This window comes from Paraburkholderia nodosa (assembly GCF_001718195.1).
GTDB classification, from domain to species: domain Bacteria; phylum Pseudomonadota; class Gammaproteobacteria; order Burkholderiales; family Burkholderiaceae; genus Paraburkholderia; species Paraburkholderia nodosa_A.
Genome location: NZ_MCNV01000003.1, coordinates 452,815 through 470,593 on the forward strand (window position 1 = coordinate 452,815; position 17,779 = coordinate 470,593).

The following is a 17,779-nucleotide window of genomic DNA, read 5'->3' on the forward strand; positions in this document are numbered from 1 at the left end:
TCGGCGACGTGCAGGCGTTGCTGTGCACACGAAAGCCCGTCCCCTGCGGACGGGCTTTTTTGCTTGCGCGCGGCGCAATTTTGACCATGCCACAATGCGGCGATGACGCTGCGCCGCCACAGTCAAGGAGACACGACGATGAGTCACGAACACGATCATGAGCATCCTCGCGACGACGCACCGATCGACTGGCGCGAAAACGGCGTCAAGGTGATACGCGGCGACCAGCTCGACACGAACACGGCGCAAACGCCCGGCATGAACCGCGCGGCCGCGATCAATGCGGCGCGCGTGGGCGCGCAGAAGATCTGGGCGGGCACGGTGACGATCCATCCGAACGCGAAGACCGGCGCGCATCATCATGGCGCGCTGGAAAGCGTGATCTACGTCGTGCGCGGTCACGCGCGCATGCGCTGGGGCGAGCATCTGGAGTTCACGGCCGAGGCGGGCCCGGGCGACTTCATCTTCGTGCCGCCCTACGTCCCGCACCAGGAGATCAACGCCAGCACCGACGATCCGCTCGAATGCGTGCTCGTGCGCAGCGACAACGAGGCCGTGGTGGTGAACCTGAACATCGACGCCGTCGAAGCGCCGGAAACCGTGTACTGGGTCGATCCCATCCACCGTCATCCGCACGACCATTGAGCGCGCGGCAGCCCGTTCCGCCTACCACGACGCAATGATCCACTGACGATGCCCGCCGCCTCGCTCCGCGCCCGCCTGATTCCGCTCTATGCCGCGCTCATCGCCGCCAACCTCGGCGCGTGGGCGTGGGCGCTGATCGCGTTTCGCCACTATCCGCTGCTGCTCGGCACGGCGCTGCTCGCCTACGGCTTCGGCCTGCGTCACGCGGTGGACGCCGACCACATCGCCGCCATCGACGCCGTCACGCGCAAGCTCATGCAGCAGGGCCAGCGCCCGCTCGGCGTGGGACTCGCGTTCTCGCTCGGCCATTCGACGGTCGTGATCGTCGCCACGCTCGGCATCGCGCTCACGGCGCTCTCGCTGCATGGCCGCTTCGAGCAGTTCCACGAGATCGGCTCGATCATCGGCACGCTCGTTTCGTCGACGTTCCTGCTCGTACTCGCGGGTGTGAACCTCGTGATCCTGCGCGACGTGTGGATGCGTTACCGCCGCGCGCAGCAAGGCGACGACGCAGCGCTCGCCGCCGCCTCGAATACACCCGCGCCAGCCGGCCTCTTCTCGCGCGCGCTCAGGCCGCTCTTTGCGCTCGTCACGAAAAGCTGGCATCTGTACCCCGTGGGCGTGCTGTTCGGCCTCGGCTTCGACACGGCCACCGAAATCGGCCTGCTCGCCATCGCCGCCGCCGAAGCGGGCAAGGGCCTGCCGATCTATTCGATTCTCGTGTTCCCCGCGCTCTTCACGGCGGGCATGACGCTCGTCGATTCCACCGACAACGTGCTGATGGTCCACGCCTACGGCTGGGCGATGGACGATCCCAGGCGCAAGCTCTACTACAACGCGAGCATCACGTTCGTCTCGGCGCTCGTGGCGATCGTGATCGGCGGCGTGGAAGCCCTCGGGCTCATCGCCGACAAGCTCGGCGCGAGCGGCGGCGCGTGGACGCTCATCGCAGGTCTGAACGAGCGCTTCGGCGAACTGGGCTACGGCATCGTCGCGGCATTCATCGCCTGCTGGATCGGCTCGGTGCTGTTCCATCGCTGGCGCCGGCCCGCCGTGGCCCGCTAGGACACTCGCGCCCCTCTGACGACTGCACGGCGCGCCACGCGCGCGCAACCCCGCGAAACCCTACCCTTCGCCTCGTTTGCCGAAAGCGCGTAAACTAGGCGCTGCTATTGCGCGCCTGGTGCGCCCGATAGCCCCGTCAATCGTTTCACCTTGCTGCACCCATTCGTCGTCTGCCGTACCGCATGCCGCCGTCGCGCAAGCCCTCGGGCCTCGCGCGTCCCCTGAACGGAAAACGCACGGAAACCCGCACCGATGAAACGACCGCAGTCCCGCCGTCCGCATGACGTGTCCGACCCGTCCCGCCTCGAAGCGCTGCGCCCCGAGGCCGGCGACCACGGCAACCACGCACTCGACGAATTCGCTGCCGGCCGCCTCACGCGCCGCGAGCTGCTGCGCTATGCCAGCGCAGTAGGCCTCACGGCACTGCCCGGGTTTGCGGGACTCGCCGTGCCGCGCGGCGCGCATGCCCAGGGCGCGGCAAAGCCCGGCGAGCAGACCATCCGCGTGGCGCACCTGATGCCCGCGGGCGCGGTCGATCCGCTCACCGTGACCGATGCGGGCGCGCTGTGCCTCCTGAACCAGACCGGCGAATTCCTCGCCAACGACGACGCGCAAGGCCATCTGCAACCCGCCCTCGCGCTCTCCTGGCAAGCCAACGCCAAAGCAGACGTCTGGACGTTCAAGCTGCGCCCCAACGTGAAATTCCACGACGGCCAGCCGTTCGGCGCGAAGGACGTGGTGGCGACCTTCGATCGCCTCGCCGACCCCGCAAGCGGCTCGGCGGCGCTCTCGGTGCTCAAGGGCGTGCTCTCGAAAGGCGGCACGAAGGCCGTCGACGATCACACGGTCGAGTTCCATCTCGACGCGCCCAACGGCAACTTCGCCTACTACGTTTCTTCGGACAACTACAACGCCGTGATGCTGCCCGCCAACTATGCGGGCAATTACGAAAAGAGCTTTATCGGCACCGGGCCGTTCAAGCTCGACAAATTCGAAGCGCGGCGCGGCGTGAGCTTCGTGCGCAATCCCGACTATTGGGGCGACAAGGCGCTGCCCGCGCGCGTGGAGTTCGCCTTCTACGCCGACGAGCAGGCGCAGTTGCTCGCGCTGCAAGGCCACCAGGCCGACGTGATGGGCACCTTCACCGTGCAGGGCGGCATCGGCATCCTGAACAATCCCGACTTCAAGGTGATCGGCGTGCGCTCGAGCGCGCATCGCCAGATCCACATGCGCAACGACTCGCCCACGTTCAAGGACAAGCGCGTACGCCAGGCGCTTGCGCTTGCGCTCGATCGCGACGTGCTCGTGCGCGGGCTGTTCAAGGGCCGCGCCGTGGTGGGCAACGACAGCCCGTTCGCGCCCATCTTCCCGTCCACGGCGACCGACGTGCCCCAGCGCAAGATCGACGTCGCGAAGGCACGCCAGTTGCTCGCGCAGGCGGGCGTGCCCAACGGCTTCGACGTGACGCTCACCACCGAGAAGTACATGGAGATACCGGACCTCGCCGTGGTCGTGCAGAACGCGGCGAAGGCGGTCGGCATCCGCATCGCGCTCAAGGTGGAAAGCCAGTCGCAGTACTACGGCGCGGGCACGTTCGGCAAATCGGACTGGCTCGACTCGCCGCTCGGCATTACCGACTATGGGCACCGCGGCGTGCCGAACGTGTTTCTCAACGCGCCACTCACCTCGGGCGGCACGTGGAATGCTGCGCACTTTCGCAATGCGCAGTACGACAAGCTGGTCGCGCAGTTCGCGGCGACGCTCGACGTAGCGGCCCAGAAGCAGGTGGCGAGGCAGATTCAGACGCTGCTGCTCGACGAGACGCCCGTGATCATCCCGTACTTCTACGACCAGTTGATCGCACAGCGCGCCGTGCTTTCGGGTGTGCGCTTCACGGCGCTCGCCCAGCTCTATTTCGACCGCGCGACGCTCGCCGCCTGAACCGGCCCAAGCGCACCCGAAACGGAGGTCCGATGGCTACTCCGCTCCCGCCCATATCGAATCCGGCCGGCACCGCGCGCGCATTCGCCCCACGCGCCGGCGTCGCGCGCTTTCTCGGCCGGCGCGCCGCCTGGGCGATCTTCACGCTCTGGCTGCTCTCGGTACTCGTGTTCGCGGGCGGCCAGCTGCTGCCCGGCGATATCGGCCGCGCGGTGCTGGGCCCGCTCGCCGACGCGCGCGCCGTGGCCGCCCTCAATCACGAACTGGGCGCGGACCGGCCGGTGCTCGACCAGTACGTTTCGTGGATCACGCATGCGCTGCGCGGCGACTTCGGCATGTCGTGGAGCTACAAGCAGCCCGTCGCGCCGTTCGTGGGGGACGCGCTCCTGCAGTCGGCCAGGCTCGGCCTGCTCGCATTCGTCGTGGTGGTGCCGCTCGGCATTGCGGGCGGCGTATGGGCGGCGCTCCACGAAGGCCGCCTGATCGACCGCGCGATCAGCACGGGCGGCCTGTGCGCGAGCGCAGTGCCGGAATTCGTCTCGTCGATCGTGCTGATCCTCATCTTCGGCGTGTGGCTGCGCTGGCTGCCTATCGAGGCCACCGCGCCCAGCGGCGCGGGCGCGCTCGAACAATTGCGGCACCTCGTGCTGCCCGTGCTGCCGCTCGTGCTCGTGTTCTTCGGCTATCTCGCACGCATCGCGCGTGCGGGCACGATCACGGCGCTCGATGCCGACTACACGCGCACCGCGATTCTCAAGGGGCTGCCGAGCCACGTCGTGATCGTGCGGCACGTGCTGCGCAATGCGCTGCTGCCCAGCGTGACGGTGGCGGCCACGCAGCTCGGCTATCTGATTGGCGGGCTCGTTGTGGTCGAATCGCTGTTCCGCTATCCTGGCGTAGGCTCCCTCATCTTCAACGCCGCGAAGGCCAAGGACTTCCCGTTGCTCGAAGCGGGCGTGCTTGCGGTGGGCGCGGTCTATACACTCGCCAATCTCGCCGCCGACGCCCTGCACGCATTGCTCGACCCGCGCCTGCGCGCGCCGGGAGGCACATGAACGATACGGCATCCGAAGCAATTCTCCCGGGCGGCGAACCGGGCGAAGAAGCGCTCGCCGACACGCGTCTGCGCGACACGCTGCATCTGCTGCTGCGCTCGCCCTCGTTCGTCGCGGGTGCGCTGATCCTCTTATGGTGGATCGTCTGCGCACTCGCGGGCCCGTGGTTCGCGCCGCACGACGCCTACGCGTCCGATCCGCTCAGCTCGCTCCTGCCGCCGGACCATACGCACTGGTGCGGCACCGACCAGCTCGGCCGCGAGATCTGCTCGCGCGTGATCGTGGGCGCGCGCGACATCCTCACGATCGCGCCGCTCGCCACGCTCGTCGGCACGCTCGCGGGCGCGGCGCTCGGGCTGATCACGGGCTATTTCGAAGGCGCAGTCGGCACGCTCGTCGCGCGCACGCTCGATGCCGTGCTCGCGCTGCCGCTCGTGATCGTCGCGCTGCTCGTGCTCGCGGCCGTGGGCGCCTCGAATCTCGCCGTGGTGCTCGTGATCGGCATCACGTTTGCGCCGCTCATCGCGCGCACGGTGCGCGCGGCGGTGCTCGCCGAGCGCCATCTCGACTACGTGGCGGCGGCTCGCCTGCGCGGCGCGAGCGCGTTCGCCGTGATGTTCACGGAGATTCTGCCCAACGTCTGGCCGCCCATCGTCGTCGAGGCGACGGTACGCCTCGGCTATGCGATCTTCGCGGTGGCGACGCTCTCGTTCCTCGGCTTCGGCATCCAGCCGCCGTCCGCCGACTGGGGGCTCGCGCTCGCCGAGTCGTACACGCTGCTCGCGGGCGGCGCATGGTGGACCGTGGCGTTCGACGCGCTCGCCATCGCCTCGCTCGTGGTGGCCGTGAACCTGATCGCCGACAGCCTGCGCGAGGTGCTCCAATCGTGAACCGCCCCGCTTCTTCACGCCCCGCTCTCGCCACCTTCAGTGCGCCGCGCGACGACGACGCGCTCGCGCTCGTCGGCCTCACCGTCGCTTACCGCGTGCGCGGGCGCGACCGCGACGTGCTCACCGACGTCTCGCTGCGCATCCGGCGCGGCGAAGCGTATGGGCTCGTCGGCGAATCGGGCTGCGGCAAGTCGACGGTCGCGCTCGCCGCGCTGCGCTATCTCCCGCGCAACGGCCGCGTGAAGGCCGGGCGCATCGCGATCGCGGGCGACGACGTGCTCGCGCTCGACGCCGACGGCCTGCGCGCGCTGCGCGCCAACGCCGTTTCGATGGTCTATCAGGACCCCGCCAGCGCACTCAATCCCACGCTCACGATTGCCCGCCAGCTGAACGAAGCGTTCGAAGCCACGGGCGCCGACGCGAGCGTGGCCCGCTCGCGCTCGCACGCGATGCTCGAACGTGTGCGCATTGCCGATCCGGGCCGCGTGCTGGCGAGCTATCCGCATCAGCTCTCGGGCGGCATGCAGCAGCGCGTGGTGATCGCGATGGCGCTCGCGTCGAACCCCACGCTCCTGATTCTCGACGAACCGACCACGGGCCTCGACGCCACCGTCGAGGCCGAGGTGCTCGACCTCATCGCGAAGCTGCGTGCGGAACTGGGCATGGCGGTGCTGCTCATCAGCCACGACCTCGCGGTGATCGGGCGCATGTGCGAACGCGTGGGCGTGCTCTACGCGGGGCGGCTCGTCGAGGAAGGCGCCACGCGCGACGTGTTCGAGCGCGCGCGGCATCCGTACACGGTCGGCCTGCTGCGCTGCCTGCCGGCGCAGGGCCGCAACAAGCATGCGGGCGCGCTCGACACGATACCGGGCGAGTTGCCGGCGCCTGGCGTGAACTCGCCCGGCTGCATCTACGCACCGCGCTGTCGCCTCGCCGACGCGCGTTGCCGCGTGGAAGCGCCGCCGCCGCATCGCATGGCCTCGCCGCACGGCGAACAGATGTCGCGCTGCCACTATCACGAACGCGCGATCGACTTGCCGTTCGGGAATCTGATCGGAGGCGGCGACGGTTCGCAGACTTCGAGCGGTGGTCCGTCGAATGGCGAAGACGAACCGCGCGTCGTATTGCGCGCGCTCGACGTCTCGCGCACCTTCGGACACGGCGCGCAAGCCGTGCGCGCACTCGACGGCGTATCGATCGAGCTGCATGCGGGCGAGACGCTCGGCGTCGTGGGCGAATCGGGCAGCGGCAAGACGACGCTCGCGCGCATGCTGCTCGGCCTGCATGCGCCCGACGCGGGCGGCGCCGTCGAACTCGACGGCAAGCGCCTGCACGCCCACGTCGCGCGGCGTCGCGCCGACGAGCGCGCGGCGCTGCGCGTCGTGTTCCAGCATCCGGACGCCTCGCTCAATCGCGCGCTGCCCGTGAAACGGCTGATCGAGCGCGCGCTGTCCCGGCCGCGCGACGACACGGCGGCAGTTCACCAGGCCTCAGACGAATCGCGCATCGCGGGACTGCTCGAGGCCGTACGCGTACCGGCACGCTATCTCGTGGCACGCGCGCGGCAACTCTCGGGCGGGCTCAAGCAGCGTGTGGCGATTGCCCAGGCGTTCGCGGGCGAGCCGCGCATCGTGATCTGCGACGAGCCCACCTCGGCGCTCGACGTCTCCGTGCAGGCCGCGATTCTCAACCTGCTCGCACGCCTGCAGCGCGAACGCGGCGTGAGCTACCTGTTCATTTCGCACGACCTGGATGTCGTGCGCTATCTCGCCGATCGCATCGTCGTGCTCTATGCGGGCCGTGTCGTGGAAAGCGGCCCGGCCGGCGCAGTCTTCGACGGCCCGTGGCATCCGTATACAGAAACGCTGCTGGCTGCGCGCGCGCTCGGTGCGGCAACGGCCAACGGCGCGAACGCCGCGGGGCGCGGCTGCATTTTCAGCGCGCACTGCCCGCGCAAGCTCGGCGCCATTTGCGACGAAGCGCCTCCACCGCTCGCCGACGCGGGCGGCGGCCATCGCATTCTCTGCCACATTCCCGTAGACGAATTGCGCGCGCAACAGAGCGCCACCGCGGCCACACAAGCGGCGACCTGACGGCGCGATAGTGCGCATATCGCATCCGGCTTCGTTGCGCTGTCCGCTTTCGCAACGCGATTCGCGCCATTCAGCGCGCGCGTTTCATCGCCGTAACGTTTTCCGCGTTTTTTCCGCCACGCGGGCGACACATCAATTGTCAAGTCCACCCCACACGCCTCTCCCCGGCCGATGGCACAAAACTGGCTATATCGCCACCAGGCATCCGGCCGCTGCAATCCAGTGCAATCCGCCCCGACACGCGCGGGGCGTCGCACCGGGCGGACGAATGACCGGTCGCTCGACGCGCTTGTAATCTGCCGTCCCACGCCAATGGGTCCCGACAATCCACAAGCAGTCCTGCGCAAACCGGTCATCCTGCGCACGGCCTGACCGGGTGCCTTTTGTTTGGCGAGTACCGCTCCAGCCGGATCGAACCCAATACGCCGGCGCGAAGCGGGTTGCGAGCCTGACGGAGTCGGCGCACGCGCACGAGGCGTGCGGCCTGCACGGGGGCATGGGAGACGACAGCGCATCACGCTGCCGCCTTGCGGGGAGAACAAGATGAAAAAGATCCACATTCATCAGTACTGCGATTGGATAAGCCGGGGAGCTGGCATGTGCGCGGTGGGCGCGGGGGTTTTATTTGCCGTGATCTCTGCGCACGCTGCAGGCGATGCCATCAATCCCGTGATCCTGCTCGCCGACGCACCTTTGCCGGCGAGCGGGGCCGAGGGCTTCGGGGCTTTCGGCGCACCGGTTGCTGCCGATTCGCCTGCTGCCAGCATTTCGTCGAAAACTGATTCGGAGTCCGATTCGGCTGCGCTGGCGAGCGACGTTTCCACGGTATTCGCGCCGAACGATTGCATTAGCCGGACGGGCAGCGCATGTTTCCGGGGCAACGGCGGCGGCCGTGGCGGCCCGGGTTCATCGAGCGGCAGCAACGGCGGCAGCGGCGGCGGTGCGGGCGCCGCGACGGCCAGTACGGGAGGGCTTGGCCGCAGCGGCAGCTCTAGCGTGGGAGGGACGGGACCGAGCGGTTCGGGAGGCGGTTCCAGCAACTCCGGCGGCGGGAAAGGCGGCAGTGGGAAAGGCGGCGGTGGAAGCAACGGCGGTAGCAACAGCGGTGGCAGTAACAGCGGTGGCAGCAACAGCGGCGGTGCCAACAACGGTGGCGGAAGCAGCGGCGGTAGCAACAGCGGCGGCAGTTCAGGCGGCTGTGGCTGCGGCAGCCACGGCGGATCGGCTAGCGGCCCTTCGGGCGGCCCAGCAGGCGGATTCGGCGGCGGCTTTGGCGGGGGTTTCGGCGGATTCGGCGGTGGCTTCGGAGGTGGATTCGGCAAAGGTGGACCGTCGGGCGGCCCGGGCGGCGGGTACGGCGGCGGACACGGTGGCGGCCATGGCAGCGGTCATTGAACCTGTACGGCGGTGCAGGCAGACCGCCGCAGCCACTCCGATCTGGCGCGACGGCCAGGCGCGCCAGTCCTGGCGTCGGCGGCGGCGTCCCGGTCCCCCGGCCGGGCACCGCCGCCGTGGGCCGGTCGCCGGATGCGCGATGCGCGTGGCGTTCCCAGGCGGCCACACCGGCTGTCTGCTCGCCATACGCCGATGCCTGGTATGACCGCGCATGCAAACGCCTACCCCATTCGCGCCCTACAGCATCTCGAGCGGACGCTTGCTGCGCGGCGGCTTGAAATACGCGTCGAGCGCCGCGTGCTCTTGCTCGCCGAGCACGAGATCGAGCGCCGCGCGGTTGTCGCGCACGTGCTCGACGCGCCCCGCCTTCGGAATCGCACAGACCCCGCTTTGACCCAGCACCCACGCCATCGCCACGCGATAGACCGACACCCCGTGTGCGTGAGCGATGTCGTCGAGCGGCGAGCGCCTCGGCAAGCGCGCGTGATCGACGGGGCTATACGCCATCACCGGCATGCGATGCGCGGCGCTCCACGGCAGCAGGTCGAATTCCGCGCCGCGCCTTGCGATGTTGTAGAGAATCTGGTTGGTCGCGCACGCGTCGCCGCCGGGCGTAGCGAACAGCTCATCCATGTCGTCGGTGTCGAAGTTGCTCACGCCCCAGTGACGGATCTTGCCCGCGCGCACGAGCGCTTCGAACCCTTCGACCGTCTCTTCGAGCGGCACCCCGCCGCGCCAGTGCAGCAGATAGAGATCGAGCCGGTCGGTGCCGAGACGTTTCAGGCTCGCCTCGCACGCGCGCGCGACGCCGCTGCGGCTCGCGTTGTGCGGATACACCTTGCTCACCAGAAACACCTCGTCGCGCAGGCCCTGCAAGGCCTCGCCTACGAGGCGCTCGGTCGCGCCGTCGCCGTACATCTCGGCGGTGTCGATGAGCGTCATGCCGAGCGCCACGCCTTCGCGCAGCGCGGCGATTTCCGCCGCGCGATGCGCGCTGCGCTCGCCCATTTCCCACGTGCCCTGCCCCAGCTTCGGAATGCGTTCGCCGTCCGGCAATGCGACGCTTGCGATATCGGTCGTCATGATCTCCCTTTGCGCGCTGCAACGGCGCCCACTGGCAAAGAACGGCCAGTGTATCGCCTCGCGCGCAATGCGGTCATACGCACTCTCGCAAGCCGTTCATTTCCGCGATTGCGCATCGATGACATAAAATTGCCGTTCGCCTTTCATGCCTGCCTCCCATGAACGCACCCACGGAAGACCGCTGGCGCGACCTGCGCCCGGACCCGGACAACGACACGCCGCTCTATCTGCAGCTCGCGCGCAAGCTGAGCCTCGCGATCCACGACAATCGCTGGAACGCGGGCGAAGCCCTGCCTTCGGAGCGCGTACTCGCGGAGTCGCTCGGCGTTTCGCGCATCACGGCGCGCAAGGCGATCGCGCTGCTCGTCGAGCAGGGCCTGATTCGCCGCACGCAAGGCGCGGGCAGCTTCATCACGCCGCGCATCGAAGACCCGCTCTCGCGCCTCACGAGCTTCAGCGAGATGCTGCGCCAGCGCGGCTTCACGCCGAGCTCGCGCTGGCTCTCGCGCGAAATCCAGCCCGCGAGCCGCGATGAAGTGATCCAACTCGGGCTCTCGCCGGCGGCGGCCGTCACGCGCCTGAAGCGCCTGCGTCTGGCCGACGGCATCGTCATGGCCGTCGAAAACTCGACCTTTCCCGCCGCGCTGATTCCCGACCCGAACGCGATCGGCGATTCGCTCTATAGCTTTCTCGAACAGCGCGGGCTTTCGATCGTGCGCGCGCTGCAACGCTTTCGCGCCGTGAACGCGAGCGACGAAATCGCGCGGCAGATGAGCATCGCGCCCAACGAGGCGCTGCTGCTCATCACGCGCGTGGGCTATACGTCCGACCAGCGCGCCATCGAACTCACCGATACCTACTGCCGCAACGATTATTACGATTTCGTCGCGGAACTGCGCAAGTAGCGCGCGAAAACGCGACAGCATCTAGTCGTTCCATGCCGGCGCATCGCTGCCGATCGGCACCGGCGGCCGCGCATGAAACGCAGGTGTAAGTTCAAGCCGCTCGGCGGGCGCCACCGCGCGCACGCGCCCGAACGGCGAGTCCATTTCCTCTAGGCAATCGGCGAGATCGGCGGCGCCCACCTCGGGCGCCTGCTGGCCGTCTTCGAGCGTGCCCATCGTCTGCAGCCAGCGGCCCGTTTGCGCGAGCGAAAGGCGCACGTGCCAGCTGCCGCCTTCGCGCATGCGCCGGGCGAGCGCGACCATCGCGCCGAACGCGGCGAGATAGCCCGTGGCGTGATCGAGCGCCTGGCACGGCAACGGGCGGGCCGTGGTGAATGGCTGCGCGCCGGCTGCGCCGTTGCCGTGTTTTGCCGCGGCGACGCTCTCGGCCCACACGATGCCGCTCGCCGACTGCACGAGGCTGTCGAAGCCGCGCCGCTCGCGCCACGGCCCGCGATGCCCATACGCGCCGATCGACACGCACACGATGCCGGGCCGCACCTGCGCGAGCGCTTCGGGCGCGAAGCCGCGCGCGGCGAGCGCACCCGGCCGGTACCCTTGCACGAACACATCGGCGTCGCGCGCGAGTGCGCGTAACTGCTCGCACGCGGCTGCGTCACGCAGGTCGAGCGAGGCCGAGCGCTTGCTGCGGCCGTTGTCGATTACGAGCGGCGCGATGTTCGGCAGATGCGGGCCGTTGATGAGCAGCACGTCCGCGCCATGCTGTCCGAGCGTGCGCCCCGCCACCGGCCCCGCGATGATGCGCGTGAGGTCGAGCACGCGTACGCCTTCCAGCGGACGCGCGCCGCCACCCGCTCGCGGCGCCTCGGCGGGCGCGTCGCCGATGCGCTCGATCTCGAACAGCGGCAGGCTCGCCACCGCCTTCGCCTGCTCGTGCGCGGCCCATTCGCGCGGTGCGCGCACGAGCGCGGCGCACAGGCCCGCTTGCGCGAGCGCGTCGTCGAGCGCCGCGCCCTCCCAGCCAAGAATTGCGCGCGCGACGGCGTCGCGGTGGTCCGCGCATTGGAGCACGCGCAGGATGCCCGCGAGGTGATGCGGGAAGTTCGCGTGCAGCTGGATCCAGCGGCCGTCACCGGTCGGGAAATGGCCCGTCACCGGATGGCGCAGCTCCGTGGGCGGCTGGCCGTCCACGCTCAAATAGCGCTCGCTGCGAAACGCGGCGAGCGCGCGGCGCACGTCGATCGCCACGCGCTGCATCCGGCCCGTGCGCAGCGCGTGCAGTTGCGCCGCCGCGAGCCCCGCCGCGCCGATGCTCGCCGCCGCGAGCGTGCCCACGCGAAAAATCGACGGCAAGCCCGGATCGGCGCCTTCGATGTCGAGCCAGTCGAGCGCGGACGGGTCGCAGCCCGCCAGCATCCAGAGGTGATCGAGCGCGTCGCGTGGCGTCATGGCGTGCAGTCCTTTTGCTAGGCAAGCGTGGAGAAAACGGGCCGTAGTGATGTCACGCATCGTCGCGCCGCTCGAATCCCGGATCAATCTTGATTATGATGATCAACATAGATTGATTTCTCCGGTTCCAGGAGGCGAGCCACCATGTCCAGCTATATGACCGCGGAACAAGCCGCTATCGAACTCGGCATCAGCCGGGCCACGCTCTACGCCTATGTGAGCCGCGGACTCATCGCCTCGGCGCCCTCGCCCCATGGCCGCCACAACCGCTACGACGCCGCCGAGGTGCGCCGCCTCGCGCGCCGCAAAGCCGACGGCAAGCGCGCGGGCAAGGTCGCGCAGAAAGTGCTCGACTGGGGCGTGCCCGTGCTCGAATCGTCGATCACGTTGATCGCCGACGGCAAGCTCTTTTATCGCGGCGAGGACGCCATCGCGCTCGCGCGTCAGGCCTCGCTCGAAGAGGTCGCGGCGCTGCTGTGGCAATGCGCGCCGCGCCGCGTGCTGCAGGCGCCCGAGGCGCCCATCGCGGCCGCGCAATGGTCCGCATGGCTGAAGATCTGGAGCGGGCACACACCGCTCGAACGCGCGCTCGTGCTGTTGCCCGCCGCCGCCGCGCAGATGCCGCGCATCTGGGCGCAAGGCCGCGACGCGCAAATCGACACCGCTGCGATGCTCATGCGCCTGCTCGCGGCGGCGCTCGTTTCCACCGCGCCGTCGAACGAGCCGCTGCACCGCCAGCTAGGCGAGGCGTGGGGCGTGCGCTCGCGCGCGCAAACCGACTTGCTGCGCGCAGCGCTCGTGCTGTGCGCGGACCACGAACTGAACGCCTCGACGTTCACGGTGCGCTGCATCACCTCCACCGGCACGCATCTGTTCGGCGCGGCAACGGGCGGCCTGGCCGCGCTGGCCGGGCCGCGCCACGGCGGCGAAACCACGCGCGTGGCTGCGCTGTTCGACGAAGCCGCGCGCGCCGACGACCTGCATCGCTATCTTGCCGACCGTCTCGCGCCCGACGAACTCGGCGCAGCCGTGCCGCTGTCCGGCTTCGGCCATCCGCTCTATCCTGATGGCGACCCGCGCGCGCGCCTCTTGCTGGACCTGCTCGCCCAACGCGCGCCGGCGCGCTCGCCGATGGACGAAGTCGACGCGCTCGCCCAGGCCGTGGCCGAGACGAGCGGCGCGCGGCCGACGCTCGACTACGCGCTCGCGGCCATCGAACGCGTGCTGGGCCTGCCGCGCGGCGCGGCGTTCACGCTGTTCGCCGCGGGCCGCGTGACGGGCTGGATCGCGCATGCGCTCGAACAGACCGCCGACGGCAGGCTGATCCGTCCGCGCGCGCGCTACGTGGGGGAAATGGCAGGCGATACGACGCCTGCCGCCCGGCACATCGCGTAGGACGAGCAACGACGCCAACCCGGCTCAACCCGCCGCCCGGACGCCCCACTGCCCGCGCTGCACCCAGCCGCGCAACGCCTCTCCGATGCGCGCCGCGACACCGCTCGCACCCGCCGCGCGCACGCGTTCCATGTCGACCGGCGCCACCGTCCACGCCGGCGCAGCGGCGCTTGCGCCGCCCAGCGCGAGCACGAAACGCGCCCCTTCGCGGCCCGCGCTCACGTGCACGCGCACGCCCGCGGCCAGTCCGATCGACTCGCGGGCGCGCAGCCAGTAGTCGCCGGCGTCGCCCGCGATCGTGAGCCACAGTTCGCCCTCGCTCACATGCAATTGAATTGCCTCGCCGAGCCGCCAGGTTTCGACGGGCTCGCCATGTTCCAGTTCGAAGATTCGGATTTCGCGCATTGCCGTGCTCCTTGCAGACTGGCCGCCGAGTCATCCTCGGATGGCCGTGGGAAGGCTGGCTGACAAGGACTTGAAGCGCCTTCCCGGTAGGAGCATTATTGCGATCAGCGACGCGCGATCCCATGTACAGTTCCGAACAGTTCATCTGGAACTGTGCAGCCAAAAAACCGAACAGTCACTGCCGTTTCAAACCGCAGCCTCAAGCGGCCTACCCAGCGAGACCCAGATGAAACTCGAACTCGACCGCGCGAGCGATGTGCCGCTCACCGACCAGATCGTCACCGGCGTGCAGACGTGGATCCGCTCGCGCGCGGCGCACCCGGGCTCGCGCCTGCCGTCGATCCGCCAGTTCGCCGCCGATTACGCCATCAGCCGCTTTCCCGTGATCGAGGCCTATGACCGGCTCGTCTCGCTCGGCTATCTGGACTCGCGCCACGGCTCGGGTTTTTACGTGAGCGAGCACGCGCGCTCGGGACTCTCCGGCATGGGCACCTGCGACCTCTCGAACGCCGCCGACGAATCGGGTCACCTGCTCAGCCAGCTCGAACGCGAGGGCGAACTGCTGCAGCTCGACAGCGGCTCGATCCCGCAGGCGTGGCGCGACATCGACGCGCTCGGCCAGGCGATCCGCCATGTGTCGCGCAGCGACCCCGCTAGCCTCGTCGACTACGGCACGCCAACGGGCGACGCCACGCTGCGCGAGCATCTGCGCAACCGGCTCGCGCCGCTTGGCATCGTCGCCGAGACGCAGCAGATCCTCATTACCGAAGGCGCGAGCGAAGGCCTCGACCTGCTCATGCGCTACATGCTCAAGCCCGGCGACACGGTATTTGTCGAGGACCCAGGCTACTACAACCTGTACGGTCTGCTGAAACTGCACGGGGTGCGCCTCGTGGGCATCCGCCGCACGGCGAGCGGACCCGACCTCGACCATTTGCACGCGATGCTCGCCGAGCACCATCCGCGCGCGTTCTTCGTCAACACGGTGTTCCACAACCCGACCGGCTCGACGATCTCGCCGCCTGTCGCGTTCCGCCTGCTGCAACTCGCGCGCGAGCACCGCTTCACGATCGTCGAGGACGACATCTACGCCGACTTTCAGGCCGATCCCACCGACCGGCTCGCGGCGCTGGACCAGTTCGAGCACGTCGTGTACGTGGGCGGACTTTCGAAGACGCTCTCCTCGGCGCTGCGCGTGGGCTACGTGGTCGCCAACCCGGCGATCGTGCGCGATCTCGCGGCCATCAAGGCGCTCACCAGCATCAGCGGCTCGCGCTTCTCGCAGGCCGTGGCCGCCACGCTGCTCGAGCGCGGCGCGTATCGCAAATACCTCGAACGACTGCGCCGGCGCATCGCCGAGGCGCAAGGGTCGGCCACGCGCACGCTCGAAGCGCATGGGTGGGAGCTGTTCGGCAGCGCGGCGGCGTCGACCGCCGCGGCGAGCGCGGCGCGCGGCTATGCGCAAACGGGCGGCAAGTTCGTCTGGGCGCGCGTGCCGCACGTGGAGGATTCCACCCGACTCGCTGCCTGCGGCGAGCCGCTCGGCGTGGCGGTCTCGCCGGGCAGCCACTTCCGCCCGCAAGGCGAGGCGAGCCCGTGGATTCGCATCAACGTGGCGCTCACGCTCGACCCGCGCGCCCAGGCTTTCTTCGCGGCGGCGGCGCGCCTCGACGGATAAACGCGCGAGGCGCCGCACGCCCCGGCGCCTCGGCCGCTTACGCCACATTTGCGGCAGCCGGCCCGGCCGTCTGCGTGCGCGCGCCGTTTTCCCTACAATGGCGCTTGCCTGCGCGCCCCTCTCCTCGCCCATGTCCGAATCCACCGCTGCGTCCAGCACCACTGCGTCGCCCCGCTCGCTGTCCGTGATGCTGTGGCTCGTCGCCACCGGCTTCTTCATGCAGACCCTCGATTCGACCATCGTCAACACGGCGTTGCCGGCGATGGCGAGGAGCCTCGGCGAACTACCGTTGCGCATGCAATCAGTCGTGATCGCGTATTCGCTCACGATGGCGGTGATGATTCCCGTATCGGGCTGGCTCGCGGACAAGCTCGGCACGCGGCGCGTGTTCCTCGGCGCCATCTTCGTGTTCACGGTCGGCTCGCTCCTGTGCGCGAGCGCCCATACACTGAACCAGCTCGTGGCCTCGCGCGTCGCGCAAGGTGTGGGCGGCGCCATGCTGCTGCCGGTCGGCCGTCTTGCCGTGCTGCGCACGTTTCCCGCGGAACGCTATCTGCCCGCGCTCTCGTTCGTGGCGATTCCGGGGCTGATCGGCCCGCTCATCGGCCCGACGCTCGGCGGCTGGCTCGTGCAGATCGCCTCGTGGCACTGGATCTTTCTCATCAACGTGCCGGTGGGCGTGGTGGGCTGCATCGCCACCTTCATCTTCATGCCCGACAGCCGCAACCCCGACACGCCGCGCTTCGACCTGCCGGGCTACCTGCTGCTCGTGATCGGCATGCTCGCGATTTCGTTCGCGCTCGACGGGCGCAGCGAATTCGGCATCCAGCACGCCACCGTGCTCGTGCTCTTCATCCTTTCGCTCGCCGCGTTCGTGGCCTACGGTCTGCACGCGGTGCGCACGCCACAGCCGATCTTTTCGCTCGACCTTTTCAAGATCCACACCTTCAGCGTGGGGCTGCTCGGCAACCTGTTCGCGCGCATCGGCAGCGGCGCGATGCCGTATCTGATTCCGCTGCTGCTTCAGGTGGCGCTCGGCTACACGGCGTTCGAGGCCGGCCTCATGATGCTGCCCACGGCCGCCGCGGGCATGTTCTCCAAGCGCCTCGTGACGTATCTCATCATGCGCTACGGCTACCGCAGCGTGCTGGTGTCGAACACGGTGCTCGTGGGCCTCATGATGGCGAGCTTCGCGCTTTCCACGCCCCACGAGCCGCTGTGGATGCGCATCGCGCAACTGGCGATCTTCGGCGCCGTGAACTCGATGCAGTTCACGGCGATGAACACGCTCACGCTCAAGGACCTCGGCACGGGCGGCGCGAGTAGCGGCAACAGCCTTTTCTCGCTCGTGCAAATGCTCTCGATGAGCCTCGGCGTGACCGTCGCGGGCGCGCTGCTCACCACCTTCACGGGCATCATGGGCCACAAGACGGGCGAGAACGTGATTCCGGCGTTCCACGCCACCTTCATTTGCGTGGGCATCATTACGGCGGGCTCGTCGTGGATCTTCGCGCAGCTCTCGTCGGACCTGCGCCGCACCGCGAAGAAGACCGATCCGTCCGAGCGGACCTGACAGCGCGCCTGACAAGCCGGGCCCGGGGTCGTTGCGGTCGCATCCTCACCGCCGGCGCGCGCACCGCAAAGGTGCGGCGCGCCTCGTGGCTGTGCGTCGCCTGGTTTCGCGCCGGATTCACGCACCATCCCGCACACCATCCCGAAATAGCACGTGCGCCATTGCACGGGTGAACGGCCGCTGGACCCGGCACTCGCACACTTTTTG

Annotated in this window: 14 protein-coding genes; 11 read left to right on the plus strand and 3 right to left on the minus strand. The window is 69.0% G+C overall.

Annotated elements, in window-relative coordinates; translation table 11 throughout:
* Positions 1-138: 138 nt before the first annotated feature.
* The 7 genes from BFD71_RS08335 to BFD71_RS40365 all read left to right on the plus strand — a co-directional run bounded on the left by BFD71_RS08335 (position 139) and on the right by BFD71_RS40365 (position 9,084).
* Entirely contained in the window at positions 139-645 is a 507-nt protein-coding gene (locus BFD71_RS08335) for a cupin domain-containing protein (protein ID WP_069262769.1), read from the plus strand.
* Between the two features lie 48 nt (positions 646-693).
* On the plus strand, positions 694-1,710 hold the full coding sequence (locus BFD71_RS08340) for a HoxN/HupN/NixA family nickel/cobalt transporter (RefSeq protein WP_069262770.1): 1,017 nt from the start codon (positions 694-696) through the stop codon (positions 1,708-1,710).
* A 252-nt stretch (positions 1,711-1,962) separates the two neighbouring features.
* Positions 1,963-3,651 carry an ABC transporter substrate-binding protein gene (locus tag BFD71_RS08345; RefSeq protein ID WP_069262771.1) on the plus strand — a complete coding sequence of 563 codons (1,689 nt, stop codon included), beginning with the start codon at positions 1,963-1,965 and terminating at the stop codon, positions 3,649-3,651.
* Positions 3,652-3,683: 32 nt separating this feature from the next.
* A complete protein-coding gene (locus BFD71_RS08350; protein ID WP_069262772.1) occupies positions 3,684-4,706 on the plus strand; it encodes an ABC transporter permease in 1,023 nt (340 codons plus the stop codon).
* Entirely contained in the window at positions 4,703-5,596 is an 894-nt protein-coding gene (locus tag BFD71_RS08355) for an ABC transporter permease (RefSeq protein WP_069262773.1), read from the plus strand. The genes BFD71_RS08350 and BFD71_RS08355 overlap by 4 nt, the downstream gene beginning before the upstream one ends.
* Complete coding sequence (locus BFD71_RS08360; RefSeq protein WP_069262774.1) at positions 5,593-7,689, plus strand: dipeptide ABC transporter ATP-binding protein; 2,097 nt, start codon at positions 5,593-5,595, stop codon at positions 7,687-7,689. Before BFD71_RS08355 ends, BFD71_RS08360 begins: the two co-directional genes overlap by 4 nt.
* 543 nt (positions 7,690-8,232) lie before the next feature.
* The gene (locus tag BFD71_RS40365) at positions 8,233-9,084 is read left to right on the plus strand and encodes a hypothetical protein (protein WP_141710600.1); all 852 of its coding nucleotides are present in this window, start codon (positions 8,233-8,235) and stop codon (positions 9,082-9,084) included.
* A gap of 237 nt (positions 9,085-9,321) precedes the next feature.
* Here BFD71_RS40365 and BFD71_RS08370 read toward each other — a convergent pair whose 3' ends face one another.
* Positions 9,322-10,167, minus strand: coding sequence for an aldo/keto reductase (locus tag BFD71_RS08370; protein ID WP_069262776.1), 846 nt, complete (start codon positions 10,165-10,167; stop codon positions 9,322-9,324).
* 158 nt (positions 10,168-10,325) lie between these two features.
* Here BFD71_RS08370 and BFD71_RS08375 point away from each other — a divergent pair, with 158 nt between their 5' ends.
* The gene (locus BFD71_RS08375; RefSeq protein WP_069262777.1) at positions 10,326-11,072 is read left to right on the plus strand and encodes a GntR family transcriptional regulator; all 747 of its coding nucleotides are present in this window, start codon (positions 10,326-10,328) and stop codon (positions 11,070-11,072) included.
* 21 nt (positions 11,073-11,093) lie between these two features.
* On the opposite strand, the gene BFD71_RS08380 is transcribed toward BFD71_RS08375, so the two are convergent.
* Complete coding sequence (locus BFD71_RS08380; RefSeq protein ID WP_069262778.1) at positions 11,094-12,521, minus strand: CoA transferase; 1,428 nt, start codon at positions 12,519-12,521, stop codon at positions 11,094-11,096.
* A 144-nt stretch (positions 12,522-12,665) separates the two neighbouring features.
* Between BFD71_RS08380 and BFD71_RS08385 the strand changes: the two genes are divergently transcribed.
* Positions 12,666-13,916, plus strand: coding sequence for a citrate synthase family protein (locus BFD71_RS08385; RefSeq protein ID WP_069262779.1), 1,251 nt, complete (start codon positions 12,666-12,668; stop codon positions 13,914-13,916).
* Positions 13,917-13,940: 24 nt separating this feature from the next.
* Here BFD71_RS08385 and BFD71_RS08390 read toward each other — a convergent pair whose 3' ends face one another.
* Positions 13,941-14,321 carry a DUF2917 domain-containing protein gene (locus tag BFD71_RS08390; protein ID WP_069262780.1) on the minus strand — a complete coding sequence of 127 codons (381 nt, stop codon included), beginning with the start codon at positions 14,319-14,321 and terminating at the stop codon, positions 13,941-13,943.
* Between the two features lie 226 nt (positions 14,322-14,547).
* Here BFD71_RS08390 and BFD71_RS08395 point away from each other — a divergent pair, with 226 nt between their 5' ends.
* Positions 14,548-15,999, plus strand: coding sequence for an aminotransferase-like domain-containing protein (locus BFD71_RS08395; protein WP_069262781.1), 1,452 nt, complete (start codon positions 14,548-14,550; stop codon positions 15,997-15,999).
* A 130-nt stretch (positions 16,000-16,129) separates the two neighbouring features.
* Entirely contained in the window at positions 16,130-17,572 is a 1,443-nt protein-coding gene (gene mdtD / locus BFD71_RS08400; protein WP_069262782.1) for a multidrug transporter subunit MdtD, read from the plus strand.
* The last annotated feature ends 207 nt before the right edge of the window (positions 17,573-17,779 follow it).

Coding starts and splice junctions, on each gene's coding strand:
- BFD71_RS08335 (WP_069262769.1), top strand. CDS start 139: ATGAGTCACGAACACGATCATGAGCATCCTCGCGACGACGCACCGATC.
- BFD71_RS08340 (WP_069262770.1), top strand. CDS start 694: ATGCCCGCCGCCTCGCTCCGCGCCCGCCTGATTCCGCTCTATGCCGCG.
- BFD71_RS08345 (WP_069262771.1), top strand. CDS start 1,963: ATGAAACGACCGCAGTCCCGCCGTCCGCATGACGTGTCCGACCCGTCC.
- BFD71_RS08350 (WP_069262772.1), top strand. CDS start 3,684: ATGGCTACTCCGCTCCCGCCCATATCGAATCCGGCCGGCACCGCGCGC.
- BFD71_RS08355 (WP_069262773.1), top strand. CDS start 4,703: ATGAACGATACGGCATCCGAAGCAATTCTCCCGGGCGGCGAACCGGGC.
- BFD71_RS40365 (WP_141710600.1), top strand. CDS start 8,233: ATGAAAAAGATCCACATTCATCAGTACTGCGATTGGATAAGCCGGGGA.
- BFD71_RS08370 (WP_069262776.1), bottom strand. CDS start 10,167: ATGACGACCGATATCGCAAGCGTCGCATTGCCGGACGGCGAACGCATT.
- BFD71_RS08375 (WP_069262777.1), top strand. CDS start 10,326: ATGAACGCACCCACGGAAGACCGCTGGCGCGACCTGCGCCCGGACCCG.
- BFD71_RS08380 (WP_069262778.1), bottom strand. CDS start 12,521: ATGACGCCACGCGACGCGCTCGATCACCTCTGGATGCTGGCGGGCTGC.
- BFD71_RS08385 (WP_069262779.1), top strand. CDS start 12,666: ATGTCCAGCTATATGACCGCGGAACAAGCCGCTATCGAACTCGGCATC.
- BFD71_RS08390 (WP_069262780.1), bottom strand. CDS start 14,321: ATGCGCGAAATCCGAATCTTCGAACTGGAACATGGCGAGCCCGTCGAA.
- BFD71_RS08395 (WP_069262781.1), top strand. CDS start 14,548: ATGAAACTCGAACTCGACCGCGCGAGCGATGTGCCGCTCACCGACCAG.
- mdtD (WP_069262782.1), top strand. CDS start 16,130: ATGTCCGAATCCACCGCTGCGTCCAGCACCACTGCGTCGCCCCGCTCG.